Raw genomic sequence first — 19,353 nt, 5'->3', positions numbered from 1 at the left:
AACCCCAGCAGAAGGAGAACACTGTGGCTGCTATCGAGGCCGTTGGCGCTCGCGAGATCCTGGATTCCCGCGGCAACCCGACCGTCGAGGTCGAGGTGCTGCTCGACGACGGGACCGTGTCCCGCGCCGCTGTCCCGTCCGGTGCATCCACCGGCGCGTTCGAGGCGTACGAGCTGCGTGACGGCGACAAGGGCCGCTACCTCGGCAAGGGCGTGACCAAGGCCGTCGATGCCGTGCTCGACGTGCTCGGGCCGGCCATCGAGGGCGTCGAGGCCACCGAGCAGCGCGTCATCGACGCCACCCTGATCGAGGCAGACGGCAGCGACAACAAGTCGAGCCTCGGCGCCAACGCGATCCTCGGCGTCTCGCTCGCCGTCGCTCGCGCCGCAGCCGACTCGGTCGACCTGCCGCTCTATCAGTACGTCGGCGGCCCGAACGCGCACGTCCTGCCCGTCCCGCTGTTCAACGTCATCAACGGCGGCGAGCACGCCGACAACGGCATCGACTTCCAGGAGTACTTCCTCGCGCCGATCGGCGCCGAGAGCTTCGCGGAGTCGCTGCGCTGGGGTGCCGAGACCTACCACGTCCTCAAGGGCGAGCTGAAGGCGGCGGGCTTCTCGACCGGCCTCGGCGATGAGGGCGGCTTCGCCCCCGACCTGCCCAGCAACCGCGAGGGACTCGACTTCCTCATCAAGGCGATCGAGAAGGCCGGCTTCACCCCCGGCACCGACATCGCCGTCGGCCTCGACGTGGCCGCGACCGAGTTCTTCTCGGACGGCGTCTACAAGGTCGAGGGCAAGGACTGGACGGCGGAGCAGCTCATCGGCTACTTCGAGGGACTCGTGAACGACTTCCCCATCGTGACGATCGAGGATGCCCTCGCCGAGGACGACTGGGACAACTGGAAGGCCTTCACCGAGGCGCTCGGCGGCAAGGTGCAGCTCGTCGGCGACGACCTGTTCGTCACCAACCCGACCCGGCTCGCGAAGGGCATCGACCTCGGCGTCGCCAACTCGCTGCTCGTCAAGGTGAACCAGATCGGCACGCTGACCGAGACGCTCGACGCCGTCGAGCTCGCGCACCGCGCCGGCTACACCACGATGTTCTCGCACCGCTCGGGCGAGACCGAGGACACCACGATCGCCGACCTGGTCGTCGCCGTGAACTCGGGCCAGATCAAGAGCGGCGCCCCCGCCCGCAGCGAGCGCGTCGCGAAGTACAACCAGCTGCTGCGCATCGAGGAGGAGCTCGGCGACGCCGCGATCTTCGCCGGCGCGAAGGCGTTCCCCCGCTTCGGCAAGTAAGAGGGTTCTTTCAGGAGGCGCGCCGTCCGAGTGGGGCGGCGCGCTTCTGTGCCTCGCCTACGCTCGGGATCATGTCGACCGCCCGTCCCAACACCGTCAACGCGCGGGGCTGGCTGCGCGGCATCCGATTCTCCTGGTTCGCGGTCGTCATGTTCGGCGTGATCGTGCTCGCGGTGCTCGTGCTCGCGCCGACGATCCGCATGTACGCGACCCAGCAGCAGCAGATCTCGAAACTGCAGCAGCAGAACGCGGCGCAGAAGGCCGAGGTCGACAAGCTCAACACCCAGATCAAGGACTGGGACGACCCCGACTACATCAAGGCGCAGGCGCGCGACCGGCTGCTCTACGTGATGCCGGGGGAGACGAGCTACCTGATCATCGACGACCTGCCGCCTGCACCGCAGACAGCGCCGAAGAAGGTCAGCACGAAAGTGCAGCAGCAGGACGGCGACTGGTCGGCGACGCTGCTGCGGTCGATCCTCGAGAAGCCGGCGGCGGCCGCGAAGCACTGAGCGTGCACCCCTGAGAGAATGGGCCGATGACCACTCCTCCGTTCGAGCCCGCCGGCGACCGTGACATCGCCATCGTCTCGGCGCAGCTCGGCCGGCCCGCCCGCGGGGTGCTCGGCATCGCCGCGCGCTGCGCCTGCGGCAACCCGACGGTCGTCGCGACGGCACCGCGTCTGCCCGGCTCCGGCACGCCCTTCCCCACGCTGTACTACCTGAGCCACCCGGCTGCCACCGCGGCGATGTCCCGGCTCGAGGCAGAGCACGTCATGGTCGAACTGCAGGACCTCTTGGCGACGGATGCCGAGGTGCAGGCCGCCTATCAGAAGGCTCACGAGGCATACCTCGCCGATCGCGAGTCGATCGAGGTCGTCGAGGAGATCAGGGGATTCTCCGCAGGGGGCATGCCCGCCCGCGTGAAGTGCCTGCACGCCCTCGCGGCGCACGCTCTCGCCGCCGGCCCAGGGGTCAACCCGATCGGCGATCTGGCCCTGCAACGTGGGAATTGGTCCCCTGCTGTCTGCGAATGCGCCGATTACGGCGTCTGATCGGCCGCCTGTAGGCTAGAGGCACACTTTGTCCTCCGAGGAGTCGCTGAACTGTGCCCAAGATCCTGATTGTCGGCGGTGGCTACGCCGGTTTTTACACCGCGTGGAAGCTGGAGAAATCCCTTCGTAAGGGCGAGGCAGAGGTCACTCTGATCGATCCGCTGCCCTACATGACGTACCAGCCCTTCCTCCCCGAGGTCGCCGCGGGCTCCATCGACCCGCGCTACGCGGTCGTCAACCACCGCCGCCACCTCAAGACGACCAAGCTGATCTCCGGCCGCGCGACGTACATCAACAACGCCGAGAAGAAGGTCACCGTCACCCCGCTCGTGGGCGAGCCCTTCGACCTCGAGTACGACCAGGTCGTCGTCACGGCGGGTGCGGTGAGCCGCACCTTCCCGATCCCGGGTGTTGCGGACCTGGCCTACGGCCTCAAGAACATCGAAGAGGCCGTCGGCGTGCGCGATCGCCTCATCACCAACTTCGACAAGGCGGCGATGCTGCCCAAGGGCGACCCGCGCCGCGAGCGCCTGCTGACCGTCACCGTCGTGGGCGGCGGCTTCGCCGGCATCGAGGCGTACGGCGAGCTGCGCTCGGTCGCCTCGGCGCTGCTCAAGGTGTACCCCGAGATCGACTTCGAAGAGACGAAGTTCCACCTCGTCGAGGCGATGGGCCGCATCATGCCCGAGGTGTCGCTGGAGACCAGCCACTGGGTCGTCAACCGCCTCGCCGAGCGCGGCGCTCCGATCCACCTCGACACCCAGCTCAAGAGCGCAGAGGGCGGGCGCATCGAGCTGTCCAACGGCGATGTCTTCGAGTCCGACCTCATCGTCTGGACCGCCGGCGTCATGGCGAACCCCGTTGTGACCCGCAACACCGACCTGCCGATTGAGGCGCGCGGCCGCATCACGACCAATGCGTCGCTGCGCGTCATCGACGCCGACGGCGACGTCATCGAGGGCGCCTGGTCCGCGGGTGATGTGGCGGCTGTGCCCGACCTGACCGGCAAGGGCGTCGGCGGCTTCTGCGTGCCGAATGCTCAGCACGCCGTCCGCCAGGCCAAGCGCCTCGCCAAGAACCTCATCGCGGTGCTCCGCGGCGAGGAGCCCGTCGACTACATCCACAAGAGCCTGGGCGCCGTCGCCGGCCTCGGCCTCAACGACGGTGTGTTCCAGTCGGGCAACTTCGCGCTCAAGGGCTACATCGCCTGGCTCGCGCACCGCGGCTACCACGGCCTCGCGATGCCGACGTGGGAGCGCAAGTGGCGCGTGATCTTCGGCTGGATCGGCAACTTCCTGCTTGGTCGCGACTTCGAGACGCTCGCGCTCGTGCAGCAGCCGCGCGCCAACTTCGAGGAGTTCGCGTCGCGTCCGAAGCCCGCCGCCCCCGCGGTCGAGGCGCCGGCTGCGCCCGCGGCTGCCGACGCTGAGACTTCCGCGCCCGCGGCGGACGCCGCCCCGGCTGCGCCGAAGCGCGCGCCGCGCAAGACCGCTGCGCAGAAGGCTGCAGAGGCAGAGGCTGCGGAGACCGAGAAGGCCGAGACGCCTGCCGAGTAGGCATCCGTTTTTTGCTAGCAGAATCGGGCTCGTCCTTCGGGGCGGGCCCGATTCGCCGTCTAGCCTGATTCAGACACGCCCCCGTAGCCCAATTGGCAGAGGCAGCCGACTTAAAATCGGCCAAGTGCCGGTTCGAGCCCGGCCGGGGGTACCCGCGCAGCATTGACATCGGCGCGCCAGCCCATATGCTCTCTCCAACTGGGACAAATGTCCCAGTCCACCTCAAGGGAGGCATCCGTTGGCCCACATACCCGCCAATGAGCGGCGCGAGGCGCTCATCGCGGCCGCCCTGCGCGTGGTCGCGCGTGACGGCATCGCGGGGGCGACCACCCGGGCGATCGTCGCCGAGGCGGGTATGCCGCTCGCGAGCTTCCACTACGTCTTCGCCTCGCATGACGAGCTCATGGCCGAGCTCGTACAGCGCGCGGTGAACGAGGAGTATCGCGCGATCGCGCCGCTGTTGGGTTCGGACGTGACGGATGCCGCACTCGGCGACCTCGTCTACGCCGGGCTCCAGCGCTACCTCGACTCGGTCAAGGCCGAGCCCGAGCGGGAGCGCGCGATGCTCGAGCTGACCCAGTACGCGCTGCGCGACGAGCGCACCGCGCACCTCGCCCGGCTGCAATACGAGCGCTACACCGAGCTCGTGCAGATGGCGCTCGAGGCGGCGGCCGGGCGCACCGGATGGCGCTGGAATACGCCGCTGGTCGAGGTGGCCCGCATGGTCGTCGCCCTCGCCGACGGCATGACGATCTCGTGGCTCGTGCGTCGCGACGACACCGAGGCGCTCGCGCTCGCGCGATCAGCGGCGCGCGCGGTGGAGGCGCACGCCGCCGCGCCCGTGGCGGCGGGCACGCAGGGCGCCGCATCATGAGCGAGACCACGGCGGCACCGAGCCGCACCGAGCCGCTCACCCCGGTGCCCGGTCGGTGGATCGCGCTGTTCGCCACGGCGTGGCTCGGGGTGTGGCTGGCGCAGCTCACGCCGATCCAGCTGCTGCTTCCTGCGCAGATCGAGACCGAGCTGCACAGCGGCTACTGGGTCGACAACGTGCTGTGGTTCGGTGTCGTCTCGGGCATCGCCGGGTTGTGCGCGATCGTCGCCTACCCGCTTACGGGTGCTCTCAGCGACCGCACCGCGAGCCGTTTCGGCCGCCGCCGCCCGTGGGTCGCGGGCGGCGCGCTGCTGTTCGCCCTCGCGCTCTTTGCCCTCGGCGCGCAGACGACCATGGCAGGCATCGCGGTCTTCTGGGCGCTCACTCTCACGGGCTTCTGCGTGCTGACGGCCGCGCTCACCGCGATGATCTCCGACCAGGTGCCGGTCGGCCAGCGCGGCTACGTCTCCGGGTGGATGAGCGCCCCGCAGGCGATCGGCGTGATCCTCGGCCTCGTGCTCGTGACGATCCTCGGGCTCGGTGCCTTCGGCGGCTACGCGCTTGCGGCGGTCGCGCTCCTCGTGCTCGTCGCCCCGTTCCTGCTCGTCATCCCCGACCCGCGGCACATCTCCCGCGGCCTGCCGCCGCTCACGCCCCGCCACATCGTCGGCTCGCTGTGGATCTCGCCCAAGGCCCACCCCGACTTCGGCTGGACCCTGCTCTCGCGCGTGCTCGTCAACCTCGGCAACGCACTCGGCACGGGCCTGCTGCTCTACTTCCTCGAGTTCGGACTGCACGACCGCAATGCCGAAGACGACCTCATCCCGATCGTCCTCGTCTACATGGTGTTCGTGATCATCGCGTCGCTCGTGCTCGGTCGGGCATCCGATCGCCTGCAGCGCCGCAAGCTGTTCGTCTTCGTCGCAAGCGTGGTGCAGGCGCTGGCGGCGGTGCTGCTCGCCGCCTTCCCCTCGATGCCGATGACCTACGTCGGCGCCGCGCTGCTCGGCCTCGGCTACGGCTGCTTCCTCGCGGTCGATCAGGCGCTCGCGACGCAGGTGCTTCCTGACCCCGAGAGCCGCGGCAAGGACCTCGGCATCATGAACATCGCCTGGGCCATCCCGCAGGCGTTCGGCCCGCTGCTCGGCGGCATCGTGGTCTTCTGGCTGGGCGGATTCACCGGCCTGTTCATCCTCGCCGGCCTCGCCGCCCTCGGCGGGGCGTTCGCCGTCGCACGCGTGAGGAGCGTCGCATGATCGACCTTTCGGCGGCCCCCGCCGCGCAGCCCTGGCTCACTCCCGCCGAATACTGGCAGGGATTGACGGATGCCACGAGCCGGCTCGACCCGCCCTACGGCGTCATCCACCTCGGAGCGCTCGCCCACAACACCCACGACATGCTGCGGCGGGCCGGCGGCAAGCCGATCCGCGTCGCGTCGAAGTCGGTGCGGGTGCGCGAGGTGCTCGACGCCGTGCTCGCACTGCCCGGCTACGAGGGGGTGCTGGCGTACACGCTGAGCGAGGCGCTGTGGCTCGCGACGGATGCCGGCCCCGATCGCACCGGCATCCGCGACGTCGTCGTCGGCTATCCGACCGCCGAGCGCGCCGCGATCGCCCGGCTCGCCCGCGACCCGGAGCTCGCCGCGCGCGTGACCCTGATGGTCGACTCCGTCGCGCAGCTCGACCTTGTCGACGCCGTCGTCGCGCCCGCCGAGCGCGAGCCGATCCGCATCGCCCTTGAGCTCGACGCCTCGTGGGACGGTCCCGCCGGTCACATCGGCGTGTGGCGCTCGCCCGTGCACACGCCCGCGGCGGCGCGCGCGCTCGCCGCGCACGTCGCCCGGCGGCCGGGCTTCGCCCTCGTTGGCATGATGTCCTACGAGGCGCAGATCGCGGGGCAGGCCGACGACCCGGCCGGGCGGCCCGCATTCGCGCAGACCGTGCGCTGGATGCAGCGCCGCTCGAAGGCCGAGCTGCTCGAGCGGCGCGCGCTCGCCGTCGCCGCGGTGCGTGAGCTCGCCGAGCTCGAGTTCGTGAACGGCGGCGGAACGGGCTCGCTCGAGTTCACCTCGGAGGACCCGTCGTGCACCGAGATCGCGGCCGGCAGCGGGCTGTTCGGCGGTCACCTCTTCGACAACTACCGCGGATTCGCGCCGGCGCCCGCGACCGCGTTCGCGCTGTCGGTCGTGCGCCGGCCCAAGCGCGCGACGGCGACGGTGCTCGGCGGCGGCTGGATCGCGTCCGGCCCGCCCGGAGCCGATCGGATGCCGCGGCCGGTGTGGCCAGAAGGCCTCGAGTTCGCCCCGCGCGAGATGGCGGGGGAGGTGCAGACGCCGCTGTCGGGCGCCGCGGCCGAGGCGCTGCGCGTGGGCGACCGGGTGTGGCTCCGGCACACGAAGTCGGGCGAGCTCTCCGAGCACCTGAACGAGTTCGCGCTCGTGGGGGAGCAGGGCGTCGTCGGCACGACCCCCACCTACCGCGGCGAGGGAAAGGCGTTCCTGTGAGCGTCGCTGCGCCGCCTCGTCCGAACGTCTTCCGCGCAGCGGAATGGCGCAACTGGTCTCGCACGGAATCCGTGCGTCCTATCCGCGTCGAGACCCCCGACAGCCCCGAGGCCGTGCAGCGCGCCGTGCAGGCCGCTGCGCACCAGGGCCTCACGATCAAGGCGATCGGCGCCGGACACTCCTTCACGGGTATCGCGGTCGCCGAGGGTGTGCAGCTGCTGCTCGACCGGCTCTCCGGCGTGATCGCCGTCGACGAGGCATCCGCCCGCGTCACCCTGGCAGCCGGCACCCGGCTGCACCAGCTGCCGCGCCTGCTCGCGCCCTACGGACTCGCCCTGCAGAACATGGGCGACATCGACCGGCAGTCGATCGCCGGGGCGACGAGCACGGGCACGCACGGCACGGGCGGCTCCTTCGGCGGGCTCGCGACGCAGATCGTCGCTTTCACCCTCGTCACCGGTGCGGGCGAGCTGCTGCGCATCTCCGAGACCGAGAACCCCGAGCTGCTGCCCGCCGCGCGGCTCGGCCTCGGCGCGCTCGGCATCCTCGTCGATCTCACCCTGCAGTGCGTGCCCGCGTTCACGCTGCAGGCGGTCGAGCGGCCCGAGCCGCTGCCCGAGGTGCTCGACGGCTATCTCGAGCGCTCGGCGCGGGAAGACCACTTCGAGTTCTACTGGTTCCCGCATACGCAGTATGCGCTGACGAAGACGAACACCCGGCTGCCGCGCGACGCACCCCGGCATCCGCTCAATCCCGTGGGCCGCTGGTTCGACGACGAGGTGACCGCGAACGGCTTGTACCGTGCGCTGTGCGCGCTCGCGACCGTGACGCCGGCGATGATCCCGAGCGTCAACCGGCTCGCACAGCGGCTCACCGGCAACCGCGATTTCACGGATGCCTCGCACAAGGTCTTCGTCACGAATCGCTCCGTGCGCTTCCGCGAGATGGAGTACGCTCTGCCGCGCACGGCGGTGCCCGACGCGCTGCGTGAGCTCGACCGGCTGATCGAGCGGCGCGGCTGGCGCATCTCCTTCCCCGTCGAGGTGCGCTCGGCGGCCGCTGACGACAACTGGCTGTCGACCGCCTCCGGGCGCGAGACCGGCTACATCGCGGTGCACCGCTACTACCGCGAGACGCGACCCGACCAGCTCGAGTACTTCACCGAGGTCGAGAAGATCATGGTCGCGGCGGGCGGCCGCCCGCACTGGGGCAAGCTGCACACGCGAGACGCCGCCTATTTCGCCGATGCGTACCCCCGCTTCGCCGACTTCCTCGCGGTGCGCGACCGCCTCGACCCTGGGCGCCTGTTCCGGAATCCGTATCTCGATCGCGTTCTCGGACTGTAGAGAACGGATGCCGCACTCCGACCATCTCGTGATTGAAAGGCGGCGACCATGGCCGAATTCCTGATCCTGATCTATGGGGACGACGAGAAGTGGGGGCAGCGCACCGAGGCGCAGCTCGAGCAGCTGGATGCCGCGCACCGCGCGTTCCAGGCCGGCGGCGCGCTCGCCTCGGGCGAGCTCGATGCGCCGGAGATGGCGAAGACCATTCGCGGCGCGCTCGTCACCGACGGCCCGTTCGCCGAGTTCAAGGAGGTGCTCGGCGGCTTCTATGTGATCGAGGCGGCTGACGTCGACGAGGCCGTCGCCCGCGCCTCCGGCCTTTACGAGACGCACGAGCCCCACGCGCGGATCGAAGTGCACCCGCTCATCCAGCACTAGGTCGGCCGCCGCCCTTCACCTGCGCTGGACGGTCACCGCTGTGCCGCGCACACGTCGATCTGACGCTGCGGTGACCGTCTGGAGCAGTTAGGCGCGTGACATCCGTCCGTCGTACCCCGAGGTAGCATGGCGCGCAAGACAGGCGGTCGAAGAAGATCGGTGGAGCAGGTGGGCGATGACGGTCGATGACGCCGGCGAGTGGCTCGCGCTTCCCGGGCGCGGAGGCCCGCGTGGCGTCGTGCTCGACTCCTGGCGTCGTGCGCGCGAGCGCCGGCTCGACCCCGAGAGCGTGCTGCCGGCACTCGAGTTCGACTCAGACCTCGAGGACTACCGCAGCAGCCACCGTCTCGCCGCGGTGATGCCGCTGATCCGGCGGCTGCTCGTGCGCGACGTCGACGGCGAGGGGCTGCTCGTCGCGGTGGGGGACGAGAACGGGCGGCTGCTCTGGGTCGAGGGTGACGCCGCGGCGCGGCAGCGCGCTGAGCGCATGCTCTTCGTCGCGGGCGCCAACTGGGCGGAGGACCGCGTCGGCACGTCGGCTCCTGGAACCGCGCTGACGCTCGATCACGGCATCCAGATCCATGACACCGATCATTTCGACACCATCGTCCACGGCTGGAGCTGCACGGCCGTCCCGATCCACGATCCGGAGACGCGCCGCATCCTCGGCGTCCTCGACATCACGGGGGATGCCCGCGCCATCGCCCCCTTCACCCTGCCGCTGCTCGAGGCGACGGCGGCCGCGGCCGAGTCCCAGCTGCTCGCTCAACGGCTCGCGCAAAGACCTCCGATGGTTGAGGAGCCGCATCGCGGTGTCTCGAAACCATCTCAGCAGGCTTCGAGACGCGCTGCGCGCTCCTCAGCCGTCGGGGTCGCCCCGGTCCTCCGCGTTCTCGGCCGAGACACCGGCGAACTCGACCTCGGCGGCCGCATCACCCCGCTGAGCACCCGGCACGCGACGATCCTGGCCCTGCTCGCCTGGCACCCGCAGGGCCTCTCGTCCGAGGCGCTCCGGGAGCTCGCGTATGCAGAGGGCGCGGCCGAGGTGACCCTGCGCGCCGAGCTCGTCCGGCTGCGCCGCCTGCTCGCGCAGGCCGCTCCTGAGCTCACGATCGAGGCGCACCCCTATCGGCTGTCGAAGCGGCTCGAGCTCGATGCGCATCAGGTGCTGGCGCTGCTCGACCGCGGCGCGCACCGGGTCGCGCTCGCCGCCTACGCGGGCCCGCCGCTGCCGGGAAGCGCGGCCCCGGGCATCGCCGACATTCGCGAGGTGCTGCGGCGGCGCCTGAGGGAGGCGCTGCTGACGGATGCCGCGGCCGACGTGCTCCTGCAATACGCCGCGACCCCGGAAGGCGCCACGGACGTCGCCGTGCTGCGCGAAGCGCTTCGCCAGCTGCCGCCGCACTCGCCGAAACGGGCGGCCGTCGTCGAGAGGCTCGAAGTGCTCGAGCGCTGACCGGCGCAACGCGTTGCAACGTCCTCCTTCCTAGGCTGGCCGCGTCAGACAGAGCAGTCAGACAAGGAGAAGACATGACCATCGTCGACAAGCCGGTCGAGGCCGAGGTGCAGGCGCCGGCATCCACCGTCTACGCCGCCCCGAACACCCCGGGCGCGGCCGTCAACTACCGGCCCCGCTATGACAACTTCATCGGCGGGAAGTATGTGCCGCCGGCATCCGGCCAGTACTTCGAGAACGTCACACCGGTCACCGGCAAGCCGTTCACCGAGGTCGCGCGCGGCACCGCGCCCGATGTCGACGCAGCGGTCGAGGCAGGGTGGCGGGCATTCCAGAGCTGGGGCAAGACCTCGGTCGCGGAGCGCGCGCTGCTGCTGAACCGCATCGCCGACCGCATGGAGCAGAACCTCGAGCTGCTCGCCGTCGCCGAGACCTGGGACAACGGCAAGCCGATCCGCGAGACGCTCGCCGCCGACCTTCCGCTCGCGATCGACCACTTCCGCTACTTCGCCGGTGCGATCCGCGCGCAGGAGGGCGGCATCTCGGAGATCGACCACGACACGGTCGCCTATCACTTCCACGAGCCGCTCGGCGTCGTCGGGCAGATCATCCCGTGGAACTTCCCGCTGCTGATGGCGACGTGGAAACTCGCGCCGGCGCTCGCCGCGGGGAACTGCGTCGTGCTGAAGCCCGCTGAGCAGACCCCGGCGTCGATCCACGTGTGGCTCGACCTCGTGAAGGACCTGATCCCCGACGGCGTGCTCAACATCGTCAACGGCTTCGGCATCGAGGCGGGGGCGCCGCTGGCGCAGCATCCCCGGATCCGCAAGATCGCGTTCACCGGCGAGACCACGACGGGCCGCCTGATCATGCAGTACGCGACCCAGAACCTGATCCCCGTCACGCTCGAGCTCGGCGGCAAGAGCCCGAACATCTTCTTCGAGGACGTGGCGGCGCAGCACGACGCGTTCTACGAGAAGGCGCAGGAGGGGTTCGGATTCTTCGCGCTGAACCAGGGGGAGGTGTGCACCTGCCCGTCGCGAGCGCTCGTGCAGAGCTCGATCTACGACGGCTTCGTCTCAGATGGCCTGGCCAGGGTCGCCGGGTTCAAGCAAGGCAACCCGCTCGACCTCTCGACGCAGGTCGGCGCGCAGGCGTCCAACGACCAGCTCGAGAAGATCCTCAGCTACTTCGACATCGGCAAGCAGGAGGGCGCGAGGGTGCTCATCGGCGGGGAGCGGGCCGATCTCGGGGGAGACCTCGCCGGCGGCTACTACGTGCAGCCGACGGTGTTCGAGGGTCAGAACAAGATGCGCATCTTCCAGGAGGAGATCTTCGGACCCGTCGTGGCGCTGACCTCGTTCAGCGACTTCGACGACGCCATCTCGATCGCGAACGACACGCTCTACGGCCTGGGCGCTGGTGTGTGGGCGCGCGACGGGGCGCTCCAGTACCGAGCGGGCCGCGCCATCGAGGCCGGCCGTGTGTGGACGAACACCTACCACCAGTACCCGGCGCACGCTGCCTTCGGCGGGTACAAGCAGTCGGGCATCGGGCGTGAGAACCACAAGATGATGCTCGACCACTACCAGCAGACGAAGAACCTGCTCGTCTCCTACGCAGAGGGCCCGATGGGGTTCTTCTAATGGGAACCTCGACGCTTTCCCGCGTCGACGTGACGGATGCCGCAGCGGACCTGCTGCGGCATCTCGCCGCGTCCTACGGGCCGCTGATGTTCCATCAGTCGGGCGGCTGCTGCGACGGCTCGTCACCCATGTGCTACCCCGTCGGCATGTTCCTCACGGGCCCCGGCGATGAGTTCCTCGGCGTGCTTCCGGTCGCCGGTATCGACCCGGTGCCGGTGTACATGTCGAAGGCGCAGTTCGAGTACTGGAAGTACACACACCTGACGATCGACGTGGTCGACGGCCGCGGCAGCGGCTTCTCCGTCGAGGCGCCAGAGGGCAAGCGCTTCCTGATCCGCTCGCGACTGCTCACCGACGAGGAACTCGAGGCCTTCGGGCTGAGCTGAGCGGGCGTGCTCGGTTCGATCACAACCGCCCGATCCAGTCGACGTGCAGCACGGCTTCGCCGGCTTCTTCGGAAGCCGCGAGGTCGACGGTCGCGCGGATGCGCCAGTCGTGGTCTCCCGCAGGGTCGTCGAGCGTCTGCTCGACCTTCCACTCGGTGGCACCAGCGGTGACCGAGAACAGCGACGCCGAGCGGGATGCTGGCCCCGTGAGCACCTCGTCGTGGTCGGCGTAGTACCCGTCGAGGAACGCGCCCCAGTCGACGTCGGGGTCGAGCTCGGCGAGCTCGTCGTCACGTTCGAGCGCCGCGAGCTGCACGCGCCGGAACAGCTCGTTGCGCACCAAGATCGTGAACGCGCGCGTGTTCGTCAGGACGCTGGGCGGTGCCGGCGGCACGACGGGGGTGTCATCGGTGACGGTCGGGTTGACGAGCTCGCTCCACTCGTCGACGAGCGAGGAATCCACCTGCCGCACGAGCTCACCGAGCCACTCGATGATGTCGCGCAGCTCGTCCGTCTTCGCCTCGTCGGGCACGGTCTGCCTGATTGCGCGGTACGCGTCCGACAGGTAGCGCAGCACGAGGCCCTCCGAGCGCGCGAGCTGATAGTGCTGCACGTATTCCGCGAACGACATGGCGCGCTCGAACATGTCGCGCACGACGGATTTCGGTGAGAGGGCGAAGTCGCGCACCCACGGCTGGCTCGTGGCGAAGGTCTCATAGGACTGCGCGAGCAGCTCGTCGAGCGGCTTCGGCCACGTGACGTCCTCGAGCAGCTCCATGCGCTCCTCGTACTCGATGCCCTCCCTCTTCATGGCCGCGACCGCCTCGCCGCGCGCCGCGAACTGCTGCTGCGACAGGATCACCCGGGGGTCGTCGAGCGTCGCCTCGATCACGCTCACCACGTCGAGCGCGTAGTGACCTGTGCCGGCGCCGCCCGCCTCGTCGGAGGGGTCCAGCAGCTCGATCGCCGCGAGGGCGAACGGCGACAGCGGCTGATTGAGCGCGAAATTGGGCTGCAGGTCCACCGTCAGAGACACGTTTCCCGAGGAATCCGTCTGCACGATGCCCGACGTCACGAGCGTGCGGTAGATCCCCAGCGCGCGCCGCGCCAGCTCGTATTGCCGCGCCCGCGGCTGATGGTTCTCGAAGATCAGCCGGCGCATGTTCGCGAGCGCGTCGCCACCGCGGGCGATCACGTTGATGAGCATCGCGGCGGTCACCTCGAAGTGCGGCGTGAGCGGCTCGGGCTCGGCGGCGATCAGCCGGTCGAACAAGCCGCGTCCCCAGGTGACGAAACCCGTCGGCGGCTTCTTGCGCACGACCTTCTTCAGCTTCTTCGGGTCGTCGCCCGCCTTGCGCAGCGCGGCAGCGTTCTCGATCTCATGCTCGGGCGCCAGGGCGACGACTGTGCCCGCGGTGTCATAGCCCGCTCGCCCCGCGCGGCCGGCGATCTGATGGAACTCGCGCGCCGTGAGCTGCCGCATGCGCGTGCCGTCGAACTTCGACAGCCCGGTGAGCAGCACCGAGCGGATCGGCACGTTGATGCCCACCCCGAGCGTGTCCGTGCCGCAGATGACGGGCAGCAGCCCGCGCTGCGCGAGCGTCTCGACGAGGCGGCGATAGCGCGGCAGCATGCCGGCGTGGTGCACGCCGATGCCGGCGCGGACGAGCCGCGACAGCGTCTTGCCGAACGCGGTTGTGAAGCGGAATCCGCCGATCGCCTCCGCGATCTCGTCGCGTCGCTCGCGCGAGGCGATGCGCATGCTCGACAGCGCCTGCGCCAGCTCGAGGGCGGCCGCCTGCGAGAAATGCACGATGTAGATCGGAGCCTCGCGCCCCTCGAGCAGCGACTCGACGGTCTCGTGCACGGGCGTGTCCACATAGGAGTACGACAGCGGCACCGGCCGCGCGACCCCCGTCACCTCGGCCACGTCCCGTCCCGTTCGCCGACGCAGGTCTTCGACGATCGGCGTGACATCGCCCAGCGTGGCAGACATGAGCACGAACTGCGCGCGCGGCAGCTCGAGCAGCGGCACCTGCCACGCCCAGCCGCGCTCGGGGTCGGCGTAGTAGTGGAACTCGTCCATCACGACCTGGTCGACCTCGGCGTCGGACCCCTGTCGCAGTGCCAGGTTCGCGAGGATCTCGGCGGTGCAGCACACGATCGGGGCATCCGGATTCACCGAGCTGTCGCCCGTCACCATGCCGACGTTCTCTGCGCCGAAGATCTCGACGAGTGCGAAGAACTTCTCGCTCACCAGGGCTTTGATGGGCGCGGTGTAGTAGCTGCGCTTTCCTTGGGCGACGGATGCCGCATGCGCGGCCACCGCGACGAGAGACTTCCCTGTGCCCGTCGGCGTCGACAGGACGAGGTGCGAGCCGAAGAAGAGCTCGAGCGCCGACTCCTCCTGCGCGGGGTAGAGCGTGAACCCGCGATCGGTCGCCCAGCCGGTGAACGCCTCATACATCGCGTCCGGGTCGTATGGGCGGGGCAGGCGCTCCGGCAGGCTGGCAGGCATCCGCTCAATTCAACCATCGAGGCCCGCGCGCCGGGTCTCGCGCCCTAGCACAAGCACTACTTTGTGTATAGCCCACTGGGTAAATTTTGTCGGTAAATATTTCACCGAGTAGTTTCATCTGCGGAAAGGAACGCACGTGCCCCTCACCGTCGTACGTCGCGAAAGCGAGCACCTCTACAGCCGTCTGCCCAAGACGGAAGCGGGACTGCGCGCCGTCGAGGCACTTCTCGCGCTTCAGCGCGCGGAGACCATCGAACTCGAGAACGCACGACGCGCCGCCCACCTGACCCGCAGCGAGTTCCAGGCGCTGCGCTACCTGCTGCAGGCGCAGCGCGACCAGCGCCCCATGGGTCCGAAGGACCTGGTGGTCATGCTCGACCTGTCGCCTGCCGCCGTCACCAAGGTGGTCGACCGCCTCGTCGCGCTCGGCGACCTGCAGCGCACGGCGCACCCGCATGACCGCCGTGCGATCTATCTGACCCCGACCGAAGCGGGCGAGGCGAAGATCAACGCCGCCTACGCCCCCTTCCACCAGACCCTCGTGGACGTGATCGACGATCTGGACGAAGCCACCAACAATGCCGTGCACGACGGCCTCCTCGCCGTCGTCGAGCAGCTCGCCCGCAATCACTCGGGCGAGATGGCAACCGCCTGACTTCCGCAACCCACCTGCGGCGCCGAGAGCGCAGCGGATCGAGAGGACTCACCGTGACGACCTTCCTTGAGGCACCGGGCGACCGGCGCGATGCGCAGGCTGCCGCTCCCGCTGCGGCGACGTCCGGCGCCGCCGCCATGCAGTGGCGGGAGGTCGAGCCCGGCTTCTGGGCGGCCAGCATCGACGGGAACTTCGGCGGCACGGTCGAGCGCATGGGAAGGCGTTTTTGCGCTCGCGACGCACTGGGAACCGTATTGGACGTGTTCGCGGATGCCGCGAGCGCGAGGCATGGGGTGGCGGAGCGCTACGCACAGGCCCTGCCGACCACTGACAGGTGGGAGTGACCGATCATGACCGGTCTGGACAATCCGGAGAGCCGCTCGATGGTGATCGGCGGCCGCTACTCGGTGCGTGAGGCACTGGGCCGCGGCGGCGCCGCCACCGTCTACCGCGCCGTCGACCTGAAGCTCGACCGCGAGGTGGCGCTGAAGGTCTTCGCGACAGACGACATCACGGGCACCGATGGGGAGCGACGCGACCGACGAACCCGAGAGATCTGCCTGCTGGCGCGCGTCAACCACCCCAACCTCGTCACCCTGTTCGACGCCGACTGGGACGTCGAGCACTCGGGCAACGGGTACCTCGTGATGGAGCTCGTGCGCGGTCTGACGCTGCGGCGACGCCTCGAGGTGCGGGGCGCGGAGCCGGCGCTCGCCGCGCAGCTGGCCACCGAGCTCGGCGGCGCGCTGGCGTATCTGCATGCCGACGGCATCATCCACCGCGACCTGAAGCCCGAGAACATCCTGCTGGCCACCACCGGCGTGCGGGGCTCGGTCACCACCAAGCTCGTCGACTTCGGCATCGCGCAACTGCTCGGCGACGAGCGGCTGACCGCCGATCGCAGCATTCTCGGAACGGCGGCGTACCTCGCGCCCGAGCAGGTCGCGGGCGAGGGCGCGGTCCCCGCCAGCGACATCTACGCCCTCGGGCTCGTGCTGCTGGAGTGCCTCACCGGCCGCCGGTCGTTCCCGGGCGGCGCCGTCGAGGCGGCCATCGCGCGCATGACGCAGGATCCGCCGATGCCCGCCGGCCTCTGCCTGCCGTGGCGGCGGCTGCTCACCGCGATGACCGCGCGCGACCCGGGCGACCGCCCGACCGCCGCACAGCTCACCGAGATCGTCGCGAGCCTGCCGCGAGTGCTCATCGTCGAGCCGGACGCGGCCACCGAGCTGCTGCCGGTCGCGTAGCGCGCGTCTTTCCAGCATCGCAGGGCAGGATGCCTGCATGCTGAGGTCTTCGGGATGAGAGCCGGAGCGCCCGCGACGCCGCTCGAGCAGCGCATCGACGCGGCCGCGAACCGGCTGCTCGGCGACGCGCCCGAGACGGGCTGGCGTGCGCGGCTGGTCGAGTTCCTCGTGTTCGGGGCGAAGCAGGCGTGGGCGTGCGTCTTCGGATTCCTCATGCTCGTGCTCATCCTCATCGCGAAGTTCGCGTTCCCGCACGGCGTCGGGCCCGTCGCGCACAACGACCTCGTGACGATCGGCGCGGTGCTAATCCAAGCCGGCATGGTGATCTTCGGCCTTGAGACGCTGCGCGAGCTGCGGGTGATCGTCATCTTCCACGTCGTCGGCACGGTGATGGAGCTCTTCAAGACGGGCATCGGCGCCTGGCTGTACCCCGGCCCCGGCATCCTGCACCTCGGCGCCGTGCCGCTCTACAGCGGCTTCATGTACGCCGCGGTCGGCTCGTATCTGGTGCGCGTCTACCGCCTCTTCGACCTGCGCTTCGCGCGCTACCCGTGGCGCTGGCTGACGGCCGTCGTGGCCGGCGCGATCTACCTCAACTTCTTCACCCATCACTGGATCGTCGACCTGCGCTGGGTGCTGCTCGCCGTGGTGCTGGCGGCCTTCGGCCCGTGCGTCATGCACTTCCGGGTGTTCCGGCACAGCTTCCGGATGCCGCTCGTCGTCGCCTTCGGACTCGTGGCCGTTTTCATCTGGTTCGGTGAGAACCTCGCGACCTTCGGCGGGGCGTGGGCCTATCCCGACCAGCTCGCGGGCTGGCATCCGGTCACTCCCGCGAAGATCGTGAGCTGGTTCCTGCTCATGATCATCTCGGTCGTGCTGGTCGCGTGGGTCTACCCGCCGCGGAAGCCGGAGCCCGCGGCATCCCTCGCCGCGGCGACCGGCCCTACGCCGTCCGCCGACGCAGTGTGAGCGCGCCGACGATCACGGCCCCGACGACCCACGCGCCCAGGAATCCGATGCGCACCCACACCCAGCCGTCGTCGTGCGTGCCGTTCGCCACGGCGTTCAGCGCGTCGATGGCGTGCGAGAGCGGCAGCCAGTCGCCGATCACGCGCAGCACGTCGGGCATCGACGAGCGCGGCACGAAGATGCCGCCGAGCAGGATCTGCGGGAACACCAGCGCCGGCATGAACTGCACCGCTTGGAACTCGGTGCGCGCGAACGCGCTCGCGAGCAGCCCGAGCGTCGTTCCGAGCAGCGCGTCCGCGACCGCGACCGCGAACAGCAGCCAGATCGACCCCTCGATCGAAAGCCCGCACACCCAGACCGCGAACGACACGGCGATCGCCGACTGGATCAGGCCGAGCAGCCCGAAGGCCAGCGCGTAGCCGACGATGAAGTCGCCCTTGCCGAGCGGCATCGCGAGCAGCCGCTCGAGGGTACCGGTGCGGCGCTCGCGCAGCGTCGTGATGCTCGTGACGAGGAACATCACGATGAACGGGAACAGCGCGATCATCGCCGGGCCGATCTGCGCGAACACGGGGGTGTCCTGGAAGATCCACGCGACCAGGCCGATCAAGAGGCTCGGCACCACGATGAGCAGGCCGATGGTGCGCGGGTCGTGCCTGATCTGCAGCAGCACGCGCCCGGCCGTCGCGATCGTACGCCCGGGGCTCATCGCCGCTCCGGCGCTTCGCGTGCGCGAATGACCGCGAGAAACGCCGCCTCGGCGTCGTTCGCGCCGGTCGCCTGCAGCAGGCCGAGGGGTGTGTCGTCGGCGATCACCTCGCCGTCGCGCAGCAGCAGCAGGCGGTCGCAGCGCGCGGCCTCGTCCATGACGTGGCTCGAGACGAACAGGCTCGTGCCGGCATCCGCCAGCCGGTGGAACAGCCCCCACAGCTCGCTGCGCAGCACCGGGTCGAGCCCGACCGTGGGCTCGTCGAGCACGAGCAGCTCGGGCGCCCCGAGCAGCGCGGCGGCGAGCGAGACCCGATTCCGCTGCCCGCCCGAGAGGCTGCCGGTCAGCTGCCCGGCCTGGCCGCCGAGCCCCGTCTCGTCGATGACGCGATCGACATCGGATGCCGGCGCGTCGAGCACCCGCGCGAAGTAGCGCAGGTTCTCGCGCACGGTGAGATCGTCGTAGACGCTGGACGCCTGCGTCACGTAGCCGACCCGCCGCCGCAGGCGCGGGCTGCCCGCAGGCTGGCCGAGCACGGTGACCGTGCCGTCCGCGACGCGCTGCACGCCGACCACGCAGCGCATGAGCGTGGTCTTGCCGCTTCCACTCGGCCCCAGCAGGCCGACGACCTGTCCGCGCGGCACGCTCACCGTGAGACCGCGCAGCACCTCCGCGCGGCCGCGCCGCACGCGCAGCCCGCGGGTCTCGATGGCGCCGATCTCCACCACGCTTCGATTATTGCTTTGAGTGAG

19 protein-coding genes and 1 tRNA gene are annotated in these 19,353 nt (G+C 69.9%); 17 read left to right on the top strand and 3 right to left on the bottom strand.

Features of this window, described 5'->3' with window-relative positions; translation table 11 throughout:
* Nucleotides 1–23 precede the first annotated feature (23 nt).
* The 13 genes from eno (at nt 24) to ABD708_RS16425 (ending at nt 12,503) form a co-directional block, all read left to right on the top strand.
* A complete protein-coding gene (gene eno, locus ABD708_RS16485; protein ID WP_344756450.1) occupies nt 24–1,304 on the top strand; it encodes a phosphopyruvate hydratase in 1,281 nt (426 codons plus the stop codon).
* 71 nt (nt 1,305–1,375) lie between these two features.
* Nucleotides 1,376–1,816, top strand: coding sequence for an FtsB family cell division protein (locus tag ABD708_RS16480; protein ID WP_344756448.1), 441 nt, complete (start codon nt 1,376–1,378; stop codon nt 1,814–1,816).
* 26 nt (nt 1,817–1,842) lie between these two features.
* On the top strand, nt 1,843–2,358 hold the full coding sequence (locus tag ABD708_RS16475; protein WP_344756446.1) for a DUF501 domain-containing protein: 516 nt from the start codon (nt 1,843–1,845) through the stop codon (nt 2,356–2,358).
* A 53-nt stretch (nt 2,359–2,411) separates the two neighbouring features.
* On the top strand, nt 2,412–3,914 hold the full coding sequence (locus tag ABD708_RS16470; protein WP_344756444.1) for an NAD(P)/FAD-dependent oxidoreductase: 1,503 nt from the start codon (nt 2,412–2,414) through the stop codon (nt 3,912–3,914).
* A 77-nt stretch (nt 3,915–3,991) separates the two neighbouring features.
* Nucleotides 3,992–4,065 (top strand) — tRNA-Leu (locus tag ABD708_RS16465).
* An 87-nt stretch (nt 4,066–4,152) separates the two neighbouring features.
* Entirely contained in the window at nt 4,153–4,788 is a 636-nt protein-coding gene (locus ABD708_RS16460; protein WP_344756442.1) for a TetR/AcrR family transcriptional regulator, read from the top strand.
* Complete coding sequence (locus ABD708_RS16455; RefSeq protein WP_344756440.1) at nt 4,785–6,044, top strand: MFS transporter; 1,260 nt, start codon at nt 4,785–4,787, stop codon at nt 6,042–6,044. Before ABD708_RS16460 ends, ABD708_RS16455 begins: the two co-directional genes overlap by 4 nt.
* Nucleotides 6,041–7,291, top strand: a complete 1,251-nt coding sequence (locus tag ABD708_RS16450; protein ID WP_344756438.1) for an alanine racemase — start codon at nt 6,041–6,043, stop codon at nt 7,289–7,291. Before ABD708_RS16455 ends, ABD708_RS16450 begins: the two co-directional genes overlap by 4 nt.
* Entirely contained in the window at nt 7,288–8,637 is a 1,350-nt protein-coding gene (locus ABD708_RS16445; RefSeq protein ID WP_344756436.1) for a D-arabinono-1,4-lactone oxidase, read from the top strand. Before ABD708_RS16450 ends, ABD708_RS16445 begins: the two co-directional genes overlap by 4 nt.
* 48 nt (nt 8,638–8,685) lie before the next feature.
* Nucleotides 8,686–9,015: a YciI family protein gene (locus ABD708_RS16440; protein ID WP_344756434.1), complete on the top strand. Its 330-nt coding sequence runs from the start codon at nt 8,686–8,688 to the stop codon at nt 9,013–9,015.
* A gap of 175 nt (nt 9,016–9,190) precedes the next feature.
* Nucleotides 9,191–10,471 carry a GAF domain-containing protein gene (locus ABD708_RS16435; RefSeq protein ID WP_344756432.1) on the top strand — a complete coding sequence of 427 codons (1,281 nt, stop codon included), beginning with the start codon at nt 9,191–9,193 and terminating at the stop codon, nt 10,469–10,471.
* A 74-nt stretch (nt 10,472–10,545) separates the two neighbouring features.
* Nucleotides 10,546–12,117, top strand: a complete 1,572-nt coding sequence (exaC, locus tag ABD708_RS16430; RefSeq protein ID WP_344756430.1) for an acetaldehyde dehydrogenase ExaC — start codon at nt 10,546–10,548, stop codon at nt 12,115–12,117.
* Complete coding sequence (locus ABD708_RS16425) at nt 12,117–12,503, top strand: DUF779 domain-containing protein (RefSeq protein ID WP_344756428.1); 387 nt, start codon at nt 12,117–12,119, stop codon at nt 12,501–12,503. The genes exaC and ABD708_RS16425 overlap by 1 nt, the downstream gene beginning before the upstream one ends.
* A 19-nt stretch (nt 12,504–12,522) precedes the next feature.
* Here ABD708_RS16425 and ABD708_RS16420 read toward each other — a convergent pair whose 3' ends face one another.
* Nucleotides 12,523–15,021, bottom strand: coding sequence for a DEAD/DEAH box helicase (locus ABD708_RS16420; protein ID WP_344756426.1), 2,499 nt, complete (start codon nt 15,019–15,021; stop codon nt 12,523–12,525).
* 136 nt (nt 15,022–15,157) lie between these two features.
* Between ABD708_RS16420 and ABD708_RS16415 the strand changes: the two genes are divergently transcribed.
* From ABD708_RS16415 to ABD708_RS16400, 4 genes are read left to right on the top strand one after another with little or no spacing between them, the layout of a single operon-like run.
* On the top strand, nt 15,158–15,676 hold the full coding sequence (locus tag ABD708_RS16415) for a MarR family transcriptional regulator (RefSeq protein ID WP_344756424.1): 519 nt from the start codon (nt 15,158–15,160) through the stop codon (nt 15,674–15,676).
* Nucleotides 15,677–15,729: 53 nt separating this feature from the next.
* Nucleotides 15,730–16,020: a hypothetical protein gene (locus ABD708_RS16410; RefSeq protein ID WP_344756422.1), complete on the top strand. Its 291-nt coding sequence runs from the start codon at nt 15,730–15,732 to the stop codon at nt 16,018–16,020.
* 6 nt (nt 16,021–16,026) lie between these two features.
* Entirely contained in the window at nt 16,027–16,923 is an 897-nt protein-coding gene (locus tag ABD708_RS16405) for a serine/threonine-protein kinase (RefSeq protein ID WP_344756420.1), read from the top strand.
* 54 nt (nt 16,924–16,977) lie between these two features.
* Nucleotides 16,978–17,892: a DUF817 domain-containing protein gene (locus ABD708_RS16400; RefSeq protein ID WP_344756418.1), complete on the top strand. Its 915-nt coding sequence runs from the start codon at nt 16,978–16,980 to the stop codon at nt 17,890–17,892.
* On the opposite strand, the gene ABD708_RS16395 is transcribed toward ABD708_RS16400, so the two are convergent.
* A complete protein-coding gene (locus ABD708_RS16395; RefSeq protein ID WP_344756416.1) occupies nt 17,867–18,601 on the bottom strand; it encodes an ABC transporter permease in 735 nt (244 codons plus the stop codon). The genes ABD708_RS16400 and ABD708_RS16395 overlap by 26 nt on opposite strands.
* Nucleotides 18,598–19,329 (bottom strand): ABC transporter ATP-binding protein, encoded by a 732-nt coding sequence (locus ABD708_RS16390; RefSeq protein ID WP_425553312.1) that lies wholly within the window; start codon nt 19,327–19,329, stop codon nt 18,598–18,600. The genes ABD708_RS16395 and ABD708_RS16390 overlap by 4 nt, the downstream gene beginning before the upstream one ends.
* Nucleotides 19,330–19,353 lie beyond the last annotated feature (24 nt).

This window comes from Gryllotalpicola koreensis, from assembly GCF_039538185.1.
Taxonomy (GTDB): Bacteria; Actinomycetota; Actinomycetes; order Actinomycetales; family Microbacteriaceae; genus Gryllotalpicola; species Gryllotalpicola koreensis.
The sequence above is the reverse complement of the archived record's forward strand: the minus strand, read 5'-3'. Positions and strand labels throughout refer to the sequence as shown.